The 15,197-nt window shown below is 51.8% G+C and carries 13 protein-coding genes; 4 read left to right on the forward strand and 9 right to left on the reverse strand.

Annotated features, from left to right (window positions below):
- Window positions 1-23: 23 nt before the first annotated feature.
- Window positions 24-899, forward strand: coding sequence for a hypothetical protein (locus tag BCF53_RS06820; protein ID WP_132700819.1), 876 nt, complete (start codon window positions 24-26; stop codon window positions 897-899).
- Between the two features lie 185 nt (window positions 900-1,084).
- Here BCF53_RS06820 and BCF53_RS06825 read toward each other — a convergent pair whose 3' ends face one another.
- Window positions 1,085-1,954 (reverse strand): MBL fold metallo-hydrolase, encoded by an 870-nt coding sequence (locus tag BCF53_RS06825; protein ID WP_132700820.1) that lies wholly within the window; start codon window positions 1,952-1,954, stop codon window positions 1,085-1,087.
- A 260-nt stretch (window positions 1,955-2,214) separates the two neighbouring features.
- Between BCF53_RS06825 and BCF53_RS06830 the strand changes: the two genes are divergently transcribed.
- The 3 genes from BCF53_RS06830 to BCF53_RS06840 all read left to right on the forward strand — a co-directional run bounded on the left by BCF53_RS06830 (window position 2,215) and on the right by BCF53_RS06840 (window position 4,065).
- Window positions 2,215-2,541 (forward strand): protein tyrosine phosphatase family protein, encoded by a 327-nt coding sequence (locus tag BCF53_RS06830; protein WP_165901831.1) that lies wholly within the window; start codon window positions 2,215-2,217, stop codon window positions 2,539-2,541.
- Window positions 2,542-3,121: 580 nt separating this feature from the next.
- Window positions 3,122-3,577 (forward strand): YeeE/YedE family protein, encoded by a 456-nt coding sequence (locus BCF53_RS06835; protein WP_132700824.1) that lies wholly within the window; start codon window positions 3,122-3,124, stop codon window positions 3,575-3,577.
- A 2-nt stretch (window positions 3,578-3,579) separates the two neighbouring features.
- A complete protein-coding gene (locus BCF53_RS06840) occupies window positions 3,580-4,065 on the forward strand; it encodes a YeeE/YedE family protein (protein ID WP_207902669.1) in 486 nt (161 codons plus the stop codon).
- 43 nt (window positions 4,066-4,108) lie between these two features.
- Here BCF53_RS06840 and BCF53_RS06845 read toward each other — a convergent pair whose 3' ends face one another.
- From BCF53_RS06845 to BCF53_RS06880, 8 genes are all read right to left on the reverse strand, one after another.
- Window positions 4,109-4,741, reverse strand: a complete 633-nt coding sequence (locus BCF53_RS06845) for an SGNH/GDSL hydrolase family protein (RefSeq protein ID WP_165901832.1) — start codon at window positions 4,739-4,741, stop codon at window positions 4,109-4,111.
- Between the two features lie 42 nt (window positions 4,742-4,783).
- Entirely contained in the window at window positions 4,784-8,683 is a 3,900-nt protein-coding gene (gene hrpA / locus BCF53_RS06850; RefSeq protein WP_132700827.1) for an ATP-dependent RNA helicase HrpA, read from the reverse strand.
- 86 nt (window positions 8,684-8,769) lie between these two features.
- Window positions 8,770-10,440, reverse strand: a complete 1,671-nt coding sequence (locus BCF53_RS06855; RefSeq protein ID WP_132700829.1) for an AMP-binding protein — start codon at window positions 10,438-10,440, stop codon at window positions 8,770-8,772.
- A 187-nt stretch (window positions 10,441-10,627) separates the two neighbouring features.
- Window positions 10,628-11,449: a class II glutamine amidotransferase gene (locus BCF53_RS06860; protein ID WP_132700831.1), complete on the reverse strand. Its 822-nt coding sequence runs from the start codon at window positions 11,447-11,449 to the stop codon at window positions 10,628-10,630.
- A gap of 130 nt (window positions 11,450-11,579) precedes the next feature.
- Window positions 11,580-13,883: a vWA domain-containing protein gene (locus tag BCF53_RS06865; RefSeq protein ID WP_165901833.1), complete on the reverse strand. Its 2,304-nt coding sequence runs from the start codon at window positions 13,881-13,883 to the stop codon at window positions 11,580-11,582.
- Window positions 13,884-14,030: 147 nt separating this feature from the next.
- Complete coding sequence (locus tag BCF53_RS06870; RefSeq protein ID WP_132700835.1) at window positions 14,031-14,420, reverse strand: hypothetical protein; 390 nt, start codon at window positions 14,418-14,420, stop codon at window positions 14,031-14,033.
- A 48-nt stretch (window positions 14,421-14,468) separates the two neighbouring features.
- Window positions 14,469-14,909: a YcgN family cysteine cluster protein gene (locus BCF53_RS06875; RefSeq protein ID WP_132700836.1), complete on the reverse strand. Its 441-nt coding sequence runs from the start codon at window positions 14,907-14,909 to the stop codon at window positions 14,469-14,471.
- Complete coding sequence (locus BCF53_RS06880) at window positions 14,902-15,195, reverse strand: YcgL domain-containing protein (RefSeq protein WP_132700838.1); 294 nt, start codon at window positions 15,193-15,195, stop codon at window positions 14,902-14,904. The genes BCF53_RS06875 and BCF53_RS06880 overlap by 8 nt, the downstream gene beginning before the upstream one ends.
- Window positions 15,196-15,197 lie beyond the last annotated feature (2 nt).

Consider the following 15,197-nt stretch of genomic DNA (forward strand, 5'->3'; position numbering starts at 1 on the left):
TTAATGCAAAAGGAGGTGAGCTTATGTTTTTGAACGACCAATCTTTTCAGCCTGTCAGCGTATTCCGGTTTGGAGCCGCCAGCTCCCTGCTACTCGCCGTTTTTGCACTGAGTGGCTGCTACGTGGAGGTTGGCCCGAACCCATCGGCTTACTATGACACGGAAGTTAATTACTCGACTGATATCACCGACTTCAGCACAAAGTATCTGGTTCTGACCGCTGTCACACCTTTGGCGTTAGCGATGGAAGCCCCCGAGATGATCGCGGACCCTGATGATTACACAGCACCCAGAAGCGTTCAGCGTGCCGTGGTCACAGAAACGACCTACACCTATCTGTATGACGATTGGTATTGCGATGCCGGCGGCTACACGGAGATTGAAGCCGAAGCCGATACAACCAGCTACTCAGATGGCTTTACTTATGTCGATATTCAGTTGAGCAGTGAATCCCACAACTGTACCGGTTGGTCGAAAGGCACGGCCTATATGGTCAATAGCGATCTGTTCTATGACGTTTATGGCTGGTATGACGACTGGCAAAACAAAATTGATTCCGTTAATGGCGCTCTCAGCGGCGAGCTGGTCACCAGCTTTAGCGGAAAAGCCATTGATTACAGCCACCTGGATGTCACCATCAATGATATTTCACCCAACGATTACGCGATTCAGGTAAGGGCTGATTTAGCACTGGACTACGACTGGGATTTTGAATACGCCAAGCTGACAACGAGCAGCACCTTACACTGGTACCGCTACGATTCTCACCCGCATCAGGGCAAGGTACGCATCAGCGACGGTCACACCTGGGTAACCCTTCGCTTTGACGCCGGCGGTGTATGGCGCGAAGACAGCAGTTACCACGACAGTTACTACAGCTGGTATGAGCTGGGCTATTAAAGGCAGATACTCATTAGGGATTAAGGTATTCACTAGGGATTTAAGGTATTCACTAGAGTTTTAAATAGTAAAAAGCCCGGAGCTATATGCCCGGGCTTTATTCCCTGCTTACGAACCAGGGGGTCTTTCTTAGCCTTATCGGTCGTATAGGGCTGAAAGCCCTAAACCTGAATCAGTTACCCACATCATAGTACATTTAATGGAATTTTCAGGTAGCGGGTGCCGTTATCTTCAGCCGGGGGCATTTCACCGGCCCGCATGTTGATTTGCACCGATGGCAGAATCAACACTGGCATGGCCAGGGTTGCATCCCGTTCGGTACGCATCTTCACGAACTCCTGCAGGCTGATATTTTGGTTCACATGAATATTGGCCTCACGCTGTTCCTTAACGGTTGTCAGATACTTGTACTCCCGCCCGTTAGGCGCGTAGTCATGACACATATACAGCTTGGTATCGTCCGGTAATTGCAGAATACGATGAATAGAATTGAACAGGGTGTTGGCATCGCCACCGGGGAAGTCACAGCGGGCGGTGCCCTGGTCTGGCATGAAGAGGGTATCGCCCACAAAGGCAAGCTCGTTTTCAACAACGTACGTAGAACAGGCTGGCGTATGGCCAGGCGTATGCATGACATAAGCCTGCAGGTTACCAATGCTGAAGGTATCACCTTCAGACAGTTTGACATCAAACTGTGAACCATCGGTGCTGAATGACTCTTCGGCATTGAAGATCGACTTAAAGGTTTCCTGAACAATGGTAATGTGATCACCAATGGCCACCTTGCCACCGAGCTTCTGTTTGATGTACGGCGCGGCAGAAAGGTGATCGGCATGCACATGGGTTTCCAGCTGCCACTGCAGCGTTAAGCCGGCATCCTGAACATAGGCGATAACCTCATCGGCAGATTGGGTATCGGTTCGGCCGGATTTAGGATCGTAATTCAGCACCGAATCAAAAATGGCCGCCTGCATTGTTTCCGGATCATGCAACACGTGGGTATAGGTAAAGGTCGCCTGATCGAAAAAGGTTTTAACGACTGCTTTGGATGACATAATCTCTCTCCTTCTAATCTTTATATTAGAATTTTCTAATTTAGATATAGCATAATCTGTGTTTTTATTTATGCAAGCCTTATTAATTATTTATTTTAAATACTAGTATAAAGATGAAACAAGCTGATTAATTAGGTTGAATCTGGCGTCAATAAGCGCCATAACAGTTTAGCTGGTGTTTAAGCAAACCCTGACTGAATACCAAACCGAACGGTAACCTGAAATAACGAAAACTAACCTGAACCACGATGGAGAGACCTATGAGCTGGACACAAATCGCCGACAAATTTTTTGTTAATGGCCAGATCGATGCTGCAGATGTTGCCGCAGCAAAAGAAGCGGGTATTGAATTAATTGTCTGTAATCGCCCGGATGGCGAAGAAGCCAATCAACCGCCACATGCACAGCTGAAAGCGCTGGCAGAAGAAGCCGGTATTGAATTCACCTACCTGCCAATGCGCGATCTGAACGTACTGCCCGAGGCTGTTGAAGGCTTAAAGGCTGTGCTGGCGCAGGATAAAAAAGTGCTGGCTTACTGCCGCAGCGGCCGCCGCAGCTCCGTGCTGTTCGAAGCAGCGGTAGTGTGAGGCGCGTTGGACGTTAGATGTTAGATGTTAGATGTTAGATGTTAGATGTTAGATGTTGAATATGGGTGGTCCGGCATCCCGGCGTCAAACCCTACATGTAATGTAGTAGCTCAGACTCGATCTGACAGGTTTTAAAGCAAGCAGAGACTTGATCTGACAACCCATATTACTCATTTCTGGCCCTTTTCGAGTTTGAAAGTGGCAATTGGAAATGATTCTGTCGGCCTAAAGGCGCGACCTACAGAGTGACCGAAATGTGCAGGCTGAGTAGGGTTTTGTAGGTCGGGGCTTTAGCCCGACAAATATAGAAAAGTCAGATAAAACACGAAACTATCCAGTAATGAGTTAACGCTCGAAAGCTAGACTTGCCAAGCCTAGTACAGCCTCTTGGCCAAAACTGTCAGATTAAGTCTAAGCTACTATGCATATAACTTCTAACGCCGGGATGCCGGATAACGTCTTACATCTAAAGCCACGCGCTACCATCCGGTACTTCCCCTAAAAAACCATTTCCCCCTTGCATTTCTCCGCTTTATCGCCACAATATTAGTCATCACTAATATTTATTACGAGAGTTAAGATGGAGATCATCAATTTTACACCCCTTTCCGCCACCATTGGTGGTGCTTTAATTGGCCTTTCAGCTGCTCTGCTGCTGTTGGCCAAGGGCCGAATCGCGGGTATTTCCGGTATAGCCGGCGGTATCATCTTCCCTGAGAAGGGTGATGTTGTCTGGCGGGTTATTTTTATTGTTGGCCTGATACTGGGTGGGTTTCTATACCAGCTACTGAGCAGTGACAGTTCCGAAGGCCTGTTCAAGGGTGTTGAACACATTCAGCCTGTGGTAGGTACTCCGCTGTTGATCCTCGGTGGTCTGTTTGTAGGCATTGGCACCACGATAGGGACCGGTTGTACTTCCGGCCATGGTATTTGTGGTCTGGCACGTCGCAGTCCTCGCTCGCTGGTCGCAACGCTAACCTTTATGGCGACGGGCTTTATAACCGTTTTCATTGTTAAACAGCTGCTGGGAGCCTGATGATGACTGTCGTATCCAAAGCTCTGTTCCGATTGTTTTTTGCCCTGATTGCCGGTGTGCTGTTTGGCCTGGGTCTATCTGTTTCGCAAATGATCGACCCTGCCAAGGTTATTAATTTTCTGAATATCTTCGGCGCATGGGATCCGTCACTGGCGTTCGTAATGGGTGGCGGTCTGCTGGTGAATGCGATTGCCACACCTTTGATTCTGAAGCGCAGACAACCCATCTTTACCCATATGTTCCGGGTACCGGCGAAGAGCCAGATTGATTCACGGCTGGTTATTGGCGGCGCACTCTTTGGTATCGGCTGGGGTCTGGCCGGCTATTGCCCGGGCCCGATGATTACATCATTGAGCTTTGCCAGCACGGAAATTTTAACGGTCGTACTGGCCTATGTAGTTGGCACTTACGCCACTAAGTGGGTGCTGTTTAAAATTGAACAGGTCAATCAGATTGAACATCAGAAAGACGAAGCCTGCGTGGGTTAATCCGAAGGCGCTCTAAACCTAAGCGCTCCATCTGGGAGCGTTTTTAGCTTTCTATCAAATCCTGAGCTGAAACGAAGCTCAACCACTGTTTACTGATCCAATGGTGCCCCAGGTACGTCGGGTGAACGCCGTCACTCATATAATCGAACAGCTTGCCGCGCGCTGTCGACATCAGCGCATCCTGCAGCGGCAGAAAGCTGGCGCCATGCTGTGCAGCCAGTGCACGCTGCCCTTTTGCCAGCTCATCCATATAAGACCACCATTGCTGGGTTACTTCACCGCAAGGCAAGGCAACGGGCTCACAGATCACCACCTGTTTAGCGCGTTCCGATAAGCGGCGGACCAGTTCGTCAAAGCTTTGCAGCGATCGATCGATGTTGTGTGATAATCCTCGCCAGAACGGCATCCAAACGTCATTCACACCTATCATCACACTGACGATATCGGCAGTTTCCAGCTGTTCCGGCCACCAATCGAGCTGACTCATCAATTCATGGGTCTGGCAGCCGGCATAGCCACGGTTAAACAGCTGATATTCCTGCGGGCGAGCCTGCAGAACACTGCCGACCTTCGAGACCCAGCCATCGCCAAGGCTTTCGGGTAAGCCCTGGTATCGGGCTGCACGTTTGCGTGAACAGTCGGTTACTGAGTCACCCAGAAATAAAATACTGCTCATATCATGCTCCTTCATACAGCAGACTGAACCACTGGCATCGGGCTATTGCGCGACAACCTTTTGCCATTGCTTTTCCAGTCGCTTTTTAGACACAGGGAACCGCGTCTTTAAACTCTGCGCAAACAGAGAGACACGATACTCTTCTATCATCCAGCGGAACTCGGTTAAATCTTCCGATATACGCTGGCTACTGCTCAGCTGTTCGTTGTGCTTCAGATAACGTTGCCACAATTCCTTCAATTCATCGACCACCATGGTCTCTGACGATGGAATGCCCGAGGTTCGGTTTAGGCGCTTATCAATGGCCGATAAGTAACGCGGCAACTCACTGCGCCAGTATGCAGGCGTTTTTGCGATAAACCCCGGGTAAATCAGGTTATCGAGCTGTGCCGCAATATCAGCAAAAATAAAGGCCGTGGCAAACGATACCTTGCCTTTTATCTGCTTGCGCACCTTGTGGTGCAGCAACAGAACATCGTGAACCTCTTTAGCTAATTGCTCTGCAACACTGACAAAATCAGCCCTGCCCTTTTCCAGCCAGCGGAGAAAATCCTGCTCCGTTCTGGGCATATCAGCATTCAATGGTAAGGCCGCCTGAACGGAGGCAAACAGCATATCCTGCCGAAGGTTATCGGCTTTACCATAGGGCGCAAACAGCAGTGCCGATTCTTTAAATTGCGGCAGGCGCTTAGACAGGTACTGGATGTTTTCATGCCAGTAGAAACTGGCGAGGCGCCACAAGGCTTGGCGGTGCTGTTCATCAGACCAGTCCTGACTGGTGAAACTTTCACGCGAAACGGCATTGATTTTATCGACCAGCGCCGGGTACATCACCACCTTAATACCCGCCTGAATCCGGTGTTCTACCGGCGGCAAATCGGAAAATTGCCAGCGCGTCGCCGTGGGGATTTCTTTCTTCTTCGCTGTGATCTCGGTTGCCTGCTTTTGCGCAGTTTCATTGGCCGGTTGCAGAATCTTTTCCAGATCGCGCCCTGCGGTAACGACCTTACCCCGCTCATCCACAACCTCGTAGCGCATACGCAGGTGGTCGGCAACGGTATCGACCGGCCATTCATCCTCCGGCACGCGTACACCGGTCATACGGAACAGTTTTTCAGCCATGCCTAAGTGCAGCGGCGTTTCATCCGGCACCAGTGCAGCCATCAACGCATCCACATAGTTCGGCACCGGCACAAAATTTTTACGGTAGGCTTTCGGCAGGCCTTTCAGCATGGCGGTCACTTTTTCACGCAGCAGGCCCGGTACCAACCATTGCATTCGGCCCGCCGGAATTTGGCTAACAGCGCCCGCCGGTACCTTCATGGTAACGCCATCGGCTTTATGCCCGGGCTCAAAGTGATAGCTGAGCGGCAGTACCATGCCGTTAATCTCGAAGGTATCGGGAAAATCATTTTCCGAAACGGCTGTAGCGTTGCTGGCAATCAACAGCTCCGGCTTATAATTCAAAAAGTCTTTCGGCTGCTTCTTCAGCCAGGCATGAAAGCCCCGGCTGTTAACAATGTTCTCCGGCAGCTTGCTGTCGTAAAACTGAAACAGAGTTTCTTCATCCACCAGAATATCTTTGCGGCGGGCTTTGTCTTCCAGCTCTAAAACATCTTCAGTGAGCTTTTTATTATGTTTAAAGAACTCCGCCTTGGTGACCAGTTCACCTTCCACCAGCGCGGTTCTGATAAATATTTCACGCGAAAGTTTTTCATCGATGCGGCCGTAATTTACCGTCCGATTGACAACAATCGGCAGGCCATAGAGCAACAAGGTTTCACTGGCAGTCACCTGCCCGCGCTTCTTCTCGTAATGAGGCTCAGAATAGTTACGCTTGACCAAATGCATGGCCAACGGTTCCAGCCAGGCCGGTTCTATCTTGGCCACACAACGGGCAAACACCTCGGTGGTTTCTACCATTTCCCCACAGACAAACCATTTCGGGCCGCGCCGGCGGTGTACCGATGATGGGTGAATGACACAGCTCTTACCGCGTGCGGCACTGTAAACTCTGTCTTCCTTGTGGGTAGCAACATGGCTCAGCAGGCCCGACATCAGCGATTTGTGGATAGCCACATAATCGGCTTCCTGACTGTTTTGCTTGTAATTAAGCTGCTGGCACATCAATGTGAGCTGGCGGTGAATATCGCGCCATTCACGCATGCGCAGGTAATTTAAAAACTGGGTTTTACAGTACTTGCGTAATTGATTCTGCGATAGCACCTGCCGCTGCTCTTCATAACGCTGCCAAAGATTGTAGAACGCCAGAAAATCAGATTCTTTGTCTTTATCCTGGGCATGCTTTTCTGTCGCGGCCTGTTGTTTATCTTGCGGACGCTCACGCGGGTCCGGCACGGAAAGCGCACTGGCAATAATCAGCACTTCGCGCAATGCACCCTGCTTGTTGGCAGCGATGACCATGCGCCCAATACGCGGGTCGACCGGCAGGCGCGCCAGCTCTTTACCCTCGGTGGTCAGATTGCCCTTGTCATTGACAGCACCCAGTTCATTGAGCAGCGTATAACCATCACGAATCATGCGGTGATCCGGCGGCTCTACAAACGGGAAATCGGCCAGCTGGCCCAATCGCATGTGCAGCATCTGCAAAATAACGGAAGCCAGATTGGTACGCAGAATTTCCGGGTCGGTAAATTCAGGCCGGCTGATGAACTCTTCTTCATCGTACAACCGAATAGCAAGGCCCGGCGCAATACGCCCGCAGCGCCCCGAGCGCTGGTTCGCTGAAGCCTGAGAGATGGGCTCAATCGGCAAGCGCTGAATCTTAGAGCGGTAGCTGTAACGGCTGATACGCACCAAGCCGCTGTCAATAACATAGTGTATGCCCGGAACCGTCAGCGAGGTTTCAGCAACATTGGTCGAAAGAATAATTCGCCGACCGCTATGGCCGGAAAAAATTCGCTGCTGCTCACTGGCGCTTAAGCGCGCATAGAGCGGTAATATTTCAGTCGCGCGTAGCTCCGAACGACGCAGAAAAGTATAGGCTTCTCGAATCTCACGCTCGCCGGGCAGGAAGACCAGAATGTCTCCGCCACGGCCATGGGTATGGCCACTGCGCTCCAGCTGCTCAATCTCTTCCACTGCGTTGAGAATTGCACCGGGCAGATCCGCCGCGTAGTCGTCTTCATCGGTACTCATCGGCCGGTACAACACATCCACCGGGTAAGAACGGCCACTGACTTCAATGACCGGGGCATTATCGAAGTGCTGTGAAAAGCGCTCTACATCGATGGTTGCGGAGGTAATAATCAGCTTTAAATCCGGACGCTTGGGCAGCAGTTGCTTCAGGTAGCCGAGCAGGAAATCGATGTTCAGGCTGCGCTCATGCGCTTCGTCGATAATCAGCGTGTCGTAATTATTCAGGTACGGGTCGCTCTGAATCTCGGCCAGCAGAATACCGTCGGTCATCAGCTTGATCGCAGTTTCGGTACTGGACTGATCGGTAAAGCGCACCTGATACCCCACCAGCTCACCCAGGTTGGTATTCAGTTCTTCGGCAATACGGCCGGCCACCGAACGCGCAGCCAGGCGCCGGGGCTGGGTATGCCCAATCATACCTGCCGAACCCAACCCCAACTGCAGGCAGATTTTCGGTAACTGAGTGGTTTTACCGGAACCGGTTTCACCGGCAACGATGACCACCTGATTGCCGGAAATAGCCTCGCGGATTTTATCGGCATGCTCACTGACCGGTAAATCAGCCGCCAGCTTCACCTCCGGCATGCGGGCCTTTCGGTTGGCGTAAGCCTCAACGGACTTCTTAAACGCATGATCAACCACGCCTTCCAGCTGCCCGCTCGGCTTATTCGCCTTTTTGAGCGAGGCAATGCGACGACATCGCGTTGCCAGAAAGTGACGGTCTTTAATTAAACATTTATCCAGTGAGGAAAGAATTTCCTGAGGGCTTACCAGTGAAGACATGTGTAACCAGCGCGAAAATGAAAGCGGGATTATAGGCGCAGTACCGAAGGGAGGAAACCCGCCAGTCGTTCTGGCGGGCACAGACGCTACTGGGCCGGATCGCGCAGTTCGCGGCGCAGAACCTTACCAACGTTAGTTTTGGGCAGTTCATCTTTGCGCTCGTACAGACGCGGCACCTTGTAGGCCGTCATCTCTTTACGGCAGAACTTAATCAAATCGTCATCCGCAATATCAGACTTACTGACGTAGTAAACCTTAACCGCTTCGCCGGTCTTCGCATCTGGCACGCCCACCGCTGCACACTCGATGATATCCGGATGGCCAGCCAGCACCTCTTCAATTTCATTCGGGTACACATTAAAGCCGGAGACCACGATCATATCTTTCTTGCGATCGACAATTTTCAGATAGCCATCGGGTTGCAGAACGGCAACATCACCGGTTTTCAGCCAGCCTTCTGCAGTGATGGTTTTCTTGGTATCACCGGGGCGGTTCCAGTACCCCTTCATCACCTGAGGGCCGCGCACCCAAAGCTCACCTGCCTCGCCCATGGGCAGCGGTTTTTCGTCATCATCGACAATCATCACATCGGTCCCGGGAGCCGGAATACCAATGGAGTCCACCTGACTGGCACCGGGCGGGTTAAAGGAGATCACCGGCGAGGACTCGGTCATACCGTAGCCTTCGTTGATGCTGCAGCCGGTTACCTGCTGCCATTGATCAGCCGCCGCCTTTGTCAGCGCCATACCGCCGGAGATGGTCAGCTTCAGGCTGGAGAAATCGAGCTTTTTAAAATCTTCATTACTGCAAAGCGCAACGAACAGCGTATTCAGACCGACAAAGCCGGTAAAGCGGGTTTGCTGCAGGGCTTTCACGAAACCCGGAATATCACGCGGATTGGGGATCAACAGGCTGTGGTTACCGGTGTACATCAACACCATGCAGTGAACAGTAAAAGCATAAATATGGTAAAGCGGCAGCGGTGTGACCAGTGTTTCTTCACCTTCGTTCAGAGACAGCTTAAAGAATTCATAACACTGCATCATATTGCCGATCAGGTTGCGGTTAGTGAGCATTGCGCCCTTAGCCACGCCGGTGGTACCGCCGGTGTATTGCAGGACAATCGGATCGTCGTGGCCGGTGTGTACCGGCTTGAACTTGTGATACGAACCGGCACTGAGCACCTGACGGAAGCTTTCTGTCGCTGTCGCATCGTAGGCCGGAACCATCTTTTTAATATGCTTAACCACATTGTTGATCAGAATTCGCTTTAACGGCGAATGCATGTCGGCGATCTCGGTGACGATGATCCGTTCGACCGGTGTTTTCGGCTGCACCTTCAACGCCGTTGCCGCCATACCGGCGTAGACCACCATCGCCTTTGCACCGGAATCATTAAGCTGATGTTCCAGCTCGCGCTCGGTGTAGAGCGGATTGGTATTCACGATGATCAGGCCCGCGCGTAACGCGCCCCAGGCGGCTATCGGGTACTGCAGGATATTGGGTATCTGTAAAGCAATGCGGTCTCCGGGCACCAAATCAGTTTCAAACTGCAGATACGCCGCAAACTGGGAAGACAAGCGATCCAACTCACTGTAGGTGATCGTTGTTCCCATACAACTGAAAGCAGGCAGGTTACCAAAGCGAGTAACCTTTGCTTCAAACAGATCGGTGACGGTAACGAAACTCTCGGGGTTAATAATGGCTTTCATGCCCTGAGGATAATTCTGATGACGGTAGAACTGCGCCTCTGTCATGTCTCTCTCCAACATTTATTCTTGTTATAAGGCAGAATAGCCAACCTTCCGACGGTTAAACTGCCGGATCGGAATGGCTATTCTAAATTTGACATGAATCAATTGTTATCGCCTGAGAGCCATTCATCAACCAGTACTTGTGAGAATTTCTCTCATAACAAGACTAATTGATGACTAAAAGGACAGACTAAGCACTCTTGCAGCACTCATCACGCTTCTTGTGAATCACCTCCGGGCCATAGTCACGCCAGACGCAGAGACCATCGCGGAACATCCTGCCCTCACCGGACTTCATGGTTTCCCACTTTTCGTTATCGGTCAGCGGCTCGGTCGCGATGACCGTGGCGATATCGGTTTCGTTCGTTACCGCAGCGAAATCGAGTGACACATCGCAGTCGCGCAGGTGCGCTTCACCAAACGGAGCCTTACGGGTAATCCAGCTGAGCTTGGTAGAGCAGAAGGTAAAAATATCTTCACCGTCTGAAAGAATAATATTACTGACGCCTAACGAATTCAGGTGATTACACAGGGTCAGCAGAAAGGCAGAAACCTTGGCAATGGCAGTACCGCAACGGTATTCATTGCGTAACTCGCTGAGTATCCAGCAGAAGATTTTTTCGCTGTCTGTGGTGCCGACCGGCTGATAATGGGTTGGCTCCGGTACCGATTCGATAGGCATTTGGCCGTTATGCGCAAAGGTCCAGGTCTTGCCGCATAGCTCCCGGTGGAAAGGATGGGTGTTCTGCAGGTTCACGTCACCCACATTCGCCTGACGGATATGACAGACAATATTCTTACTGCGAATAGGGTAATCCTGCAGGAATTTCGCAATCGGGGATTGGCAGCTGGGCAGGTAATCTTTGAATTCCCGCATGCCACCGTGTTCATAAAAACAGATGCCGAAACCGTCGCGATGCGGACCGGTCTTTCCGCCTCTTGGGCTAAAACCAGTAAAGCTGAAACAGATATCGGTTGGTACATTGGCGCTCATCGCCAGCAGTTCACACATGATTGCCTCCTTAGTGCAAACATTCTACCGTAACCGCGAGCCCTTTTAATGCTCCAACTCAGGTAATTCATTACAGTAGTACCGAGAATCTTGTGGTTTTTCAGCTAGTTAGGCAATGGCTTTTTAAACTTTATTTTTTTGTGTCATCAATATCAGCAAACGGGTCATCGCCATCCAGGGCTAAATCCAGGTCTGCCAGATCATCATCGATACTGCTGATATCAAACAGCTCTTCTTCCTCTGTTTCCGGCTCTGGCGCGGGCTCTTCAGCGTCCAGTAGCGCCTCCGGCAGGGTGTCATCGAGCATGTCTTCCATCGCTGGGTTCGGTGCCTGTGTATTTTTTGGCGGTGGCGGCGGACGGTTGTCAGACATGATGGCATCAATTTCAGCATCGCTGAGAGACTGCGGCTCTGCTTCTGTGTCGGCTTCAGGCTCAGGCGCAGCCTCGGGCTCAGGCTGCAAAACGGAGAGATCCAAATCATCCGGGCTTTCTTCATCCGGCATATCCAGATCAAGATCCGGGTCCGGGCCTGGCACAGTGCCCACATCGGCCAGCGAATCTTCGCCGACCAGAAAATCCGGCTCAGCACTCTTCAGCTCGCGACGGCTCTCAAACCATCGATAACCCAAATAGCCAACACCCAGCACAAGGGCACCGGCCACACTGAGCAGCAGGTAGGTAAGCCAGGAGACCGGCTCAGAAACCGGAATAGTCTGCGTTTGACCTTGCGGTGCCGTCGGGGAGGCCTGTTCATCGCCGGGCTCGGTGACCGTCAGCTCCGGCTGCAACTCTTCAAACTCCGGCATGGGCTCTTTAATAAATTCAGTGCCAGTCATGGCTGTTTCCGCCATCAGTGGTAGCCGGTTCATAGCGGCAGCCTGAGTTTGAATCATACCGGGCACAGCCATGGGTGGCAGCGTAAACAGCTGCTCTTCCGGCTCAAGTTGCGTGCGCAGGCCAGCCGCCTGTATCAGCTGACCACTGAGCTTCACCTGATATTGACCATCGGGCTTATCAAACGGCAGCCGCCAGTACCAGTAGCCGCCATCGTGCTGAACGAAGACTTCAGACATCATTTGACCGCTCTGCTCATAAAGAGCCAAGGCTTTCAGACTTTCAACATCGAGGAAGCGGTTGGTGTAAAGGCGCCATTCATAGGCGTTTTCGAGCATCAGTACTTCGGTCATGTACGGCTCAATGGCGTGTAATTGCCGGGTAAGGCTGCGGCTGAAGGTGCCACCATCGACGTTCAACTTCACCTCACGGATGTTCATGGAGTGCTCTGCCGGCAGCGATGCATGAATGACCTGATCGGTCTGGTGAACCGGCACACTGGCACCCTCTACCATCATCATCACGTTGATGTGCTCCGGCATGGCCATCAGGATCGAACGCCCGCGATTGTCTTTCAGGCTCGCTTCCAGGGTTACGCTCGCACCCTCAGCCACACTGCTCTGATCCGGCCTTACCCAATTGAGCTCAATATCTGCATACTGCTGAATCTCGCTGGCTTCAACGCCCTTCACCTGCCATTCGCCCGCTTCAGGTTGGCTGACCGTCACCTGGCTCATGCCCGCATAAACCTGCCAGCGCTGTTTGGCCGGGGCCACAGCTGAGGTTTCCTGCCCGGAAGGCGCTACCAGTATCGCCGCGCCGGAAGAGTGCTTCACCGTCACGGTCAGCTCTTCTATATCGGCATCAACTCTGAACCGGTTGGCAGCACTGACAGCCGGATTAGAGCCTGATGTTGCGGCTCTGCTATTCGAAGCACTGACCGATGACACGTTAAACAAGGCGTCCACAAACGCTTCCGGGTTTTCAACGCGGTAATATTTGCCTCCGGTTTCTGTCGAAAGCTGTTTCAGCAGGTCGTGATCGGCATCATCGGAAAGCGCGACTGTGTGAATCTTCGCATTTGCGCCCCGGTACAAGGGTATCAACTGGTTGATCACCCGGGTGCGCTCTACCCGGTTCACTTCCGCATTTGGTGCGATATCCACTTCGCCGTCGGTGATCAGAATCACCTCAACATCGTTTTCAAAGCCAGGAAACCGGAAATCGTAGGCGGCCTTCTCCAGCACTCCGCCAATATTGGTGCGGGTCGCGGGCGCACCCAAGTTCTGGATTTCTGCCCGCGCCGTTCTGCGCCAGCTATTGTTGACGGTTTCGTGTGGCACCAGCAGGTTGATGTACTGGCCAAAGGTCCAAATAGCGGCGCGGTCACCTGCAGGGATTGTGTCGACCAGCTGGTAAAGCGCTTCGCGGCGATGATTTTCGGGGTCGTGCTGCGCCATGCTCTGGGAAACATCCAACAGAATGCGGATATCGGCAGCCTGCGCTGCAGTCGCTCCCAGGCACAATACCCAGCCGAACAGCAGCATCGCCATCGGCCTGAAAAGCGCGCCGCTGTTATAATTTGAATGTTTACTCATCATTACCCCTGAATTGAATCGCTACCGCTCACTCTGATAAATCGGCACCTATTGCTTCAACTGTAGTCTTTTTTTCTGAAATACAGATACAAAAACGCCCCGTTTTAACGAGGCGTTTAAGCAGATCAGGGGTTATTGCCGTACCTTTCAGCCGGCACCGTTAGCTTCCGGGTCGCTATCGGCATCGGGTTCATCATTCCGCTTCAGCTGGCGGATCTTCAGAATAATGGCCAGGAAAACAATCACCACACTGCCAGCGACTATGGCGGCGATCATCGGCCGCAGAATCTCCAGCGCATCGGCCATTCCAAGATCCAGAAAATCAAACGCCGCGACAATAATAGCCGGCGCGTAATAGACCTCCGGTTCTGTCCCCTGCCAGGGCGTCAGCACAACGCAGAAGTAGATCCAGGTAATCCACCAGCGCAATGGCCGCCACGGAAGATAGGAGGTGATCTTCCAGATACAAAGCCAGAACCCGAGAAAGCCGGCAAAGTAAAACAGCGCCGCTTTCATGTATAAATCCTGATAAACCATGAGTTTCCCCAGTGTGGCTTTAAGCCATTAAGTTAAGTAATTCAGCAACTATTGATTATCGATAACGTAATCTTGCCAGTCTTCTTCCGGCACTTCGTTGTCTTTGACTAAATCCATATGCTGCACCGAAATATTTACCGCATGAATGATATCCGGGTCGCCACACACCAGCGGGTGCCAGGCCGGTAAATCGCGGCCTTCGGCCAAAATACGGTAAGCACAGGTTGAAGGCAGCCAGAAGAAATTCTCGACATCGGAAGGCTTCAGCCAGACGCAGTTCGGCACCAGTTCATGGCGGTTCTGATACTCCGAGCATTTGCAGTCGTCGGTCATGTAGCGACAGATCACCGAGGTGTAATACACCATACCGTCTTCTTCGTCTTCCAGCTTCTGCAAACAGCACTTGCCGCAACCATCGCACAGAGATTCCCATTCTGTCTGAGACATCTCCTGCAATGTTTTATGCTTCCAGAACACCCGATCAGCCATGATCCGAATAACCCTTTTCCCGGTACAAATCCAACAAGTAGTCTTCTTTTGGCGGTGGCAGCTGCAGGTAGAAGCCCTTCTCTTCGATACTTTCCAGCACTTTCGCTGCATCGGCCCGGGCCAGTTTTTTATCTTCGGTCAACAGCATATCCATCGCGGTAATGCCGCGGCCAAACAGTTCTTTCAGAGCATCCGGCAGGCCATCAAAGGCATCCTTCTTGCGCATATAAAGATATGTTTCCGGCGATTTGGACGAACGGTATACCCTAACAACTTCTCGTTTCAATG

The sequence above is a fragment of the Reinekea marinisedimentorum genome (assembly GCF_004341165.1).
In the GTDB taxonomy this organism is placed as follows: domain Bacteria; phylum Pseudomonadota; class Gammaproteobacteria; order Pseudomonadales; family Natronospirillaceae; genus Reinekea; species Reinekea marinisedimentorum.

What these genes read in the sequence shown, in the direction of transcription:
- BCF53_RS06820 (WP_132700819.1), top strand. Translation starts at nt 24, where the DNA reads ATGTTTTTGAACGACCAATCTTTTCAGCCTGTCAGCGTATTCCGGTTT.
- BCF53_RS06825 (WP_132700820.1), bottom strand. Translation starts at nt 1,954, where the DNA reads ATGTCATCCAAAGCAGTCGTTAAAACCTTTTTCGATCAGGCGACCTTT.
- BCF53_RS06830 (WP_165901831.1), top strand. Translation starts at nt 2,215, where the DNA reads ATGAGCTGGACACAAATCGCCGACAAATTTTTTGTTAATGGCCAGATC.
- BCF53_RS06835 (WP_132700824.1), top strand. Translation starts at nt 3,122, where the DNA reads ATGGAGATCATCAATTTTACACCCCTTTCCGCCACCATTGGTGGTGCT.
- BCF53_RS06840 (WP_207902669.1), top strand. Translation starts at nt 3,580, where the DNA reads ATGACTGTCGTATCCAAAGCTCTGTTCCGATTGTTTTTTGCCCTGATT.
- BCF53_RS06845 (WP_165901832.1), bottom strand. Translation starts at nt 4,741, where the DNA reads ATGAGCAGTATTTTATTTCTGGGTGACTCAGTAACCGACTGTTCACGC.
- hrpA (WP_132700827.1), bottom strand. Translation starts at nt 8,683, where the DNA reads ATGTCTTCACTGGTAAGCCCTCAGGAAATTCTTTCCTCACTGGATAAA.
- BCF53_RS06855 (WP_132700829.1), bottom strand. Translation starts at nt 10,440, where the DNA reads ATGACAGAGGCGCAGTTCTACCGTCATCAGAATTATCCTCAGGGCATG.
- BCF53_RS06860 (WP_132700831.1), bottom strand. Translation starts at nt 11,449, where the DNA reads ATGTGTGAACTGCTGGCGATGAGCGCCAATGTACCAACCGATATCTGT.
- BCF53_RS06865 (WP_165901833.1), bottom strand. Translation starts at nt 13,883, where the DNA reads ATGAGTAAACATTCAAATTATAACAGCGGCGCGCTTTTCAGGCCGATG.
- BCF53_RS06870 (WP_132700835.1), bottom strand. Translation starts at nt 14,420, where the DNA reads ATGGTTTATCAGGATTTATACATGAAAGCGGCGCTGTTTTACTTTGCC.
- BCF53_RS06875 (WP_132700836.1), bottom strand. Translation starts at nt 14,909, where the DNA reads ATGGCTGATCGGGTGTTCTGGAAGCATAAAACATTGCAGGAGATGTCT.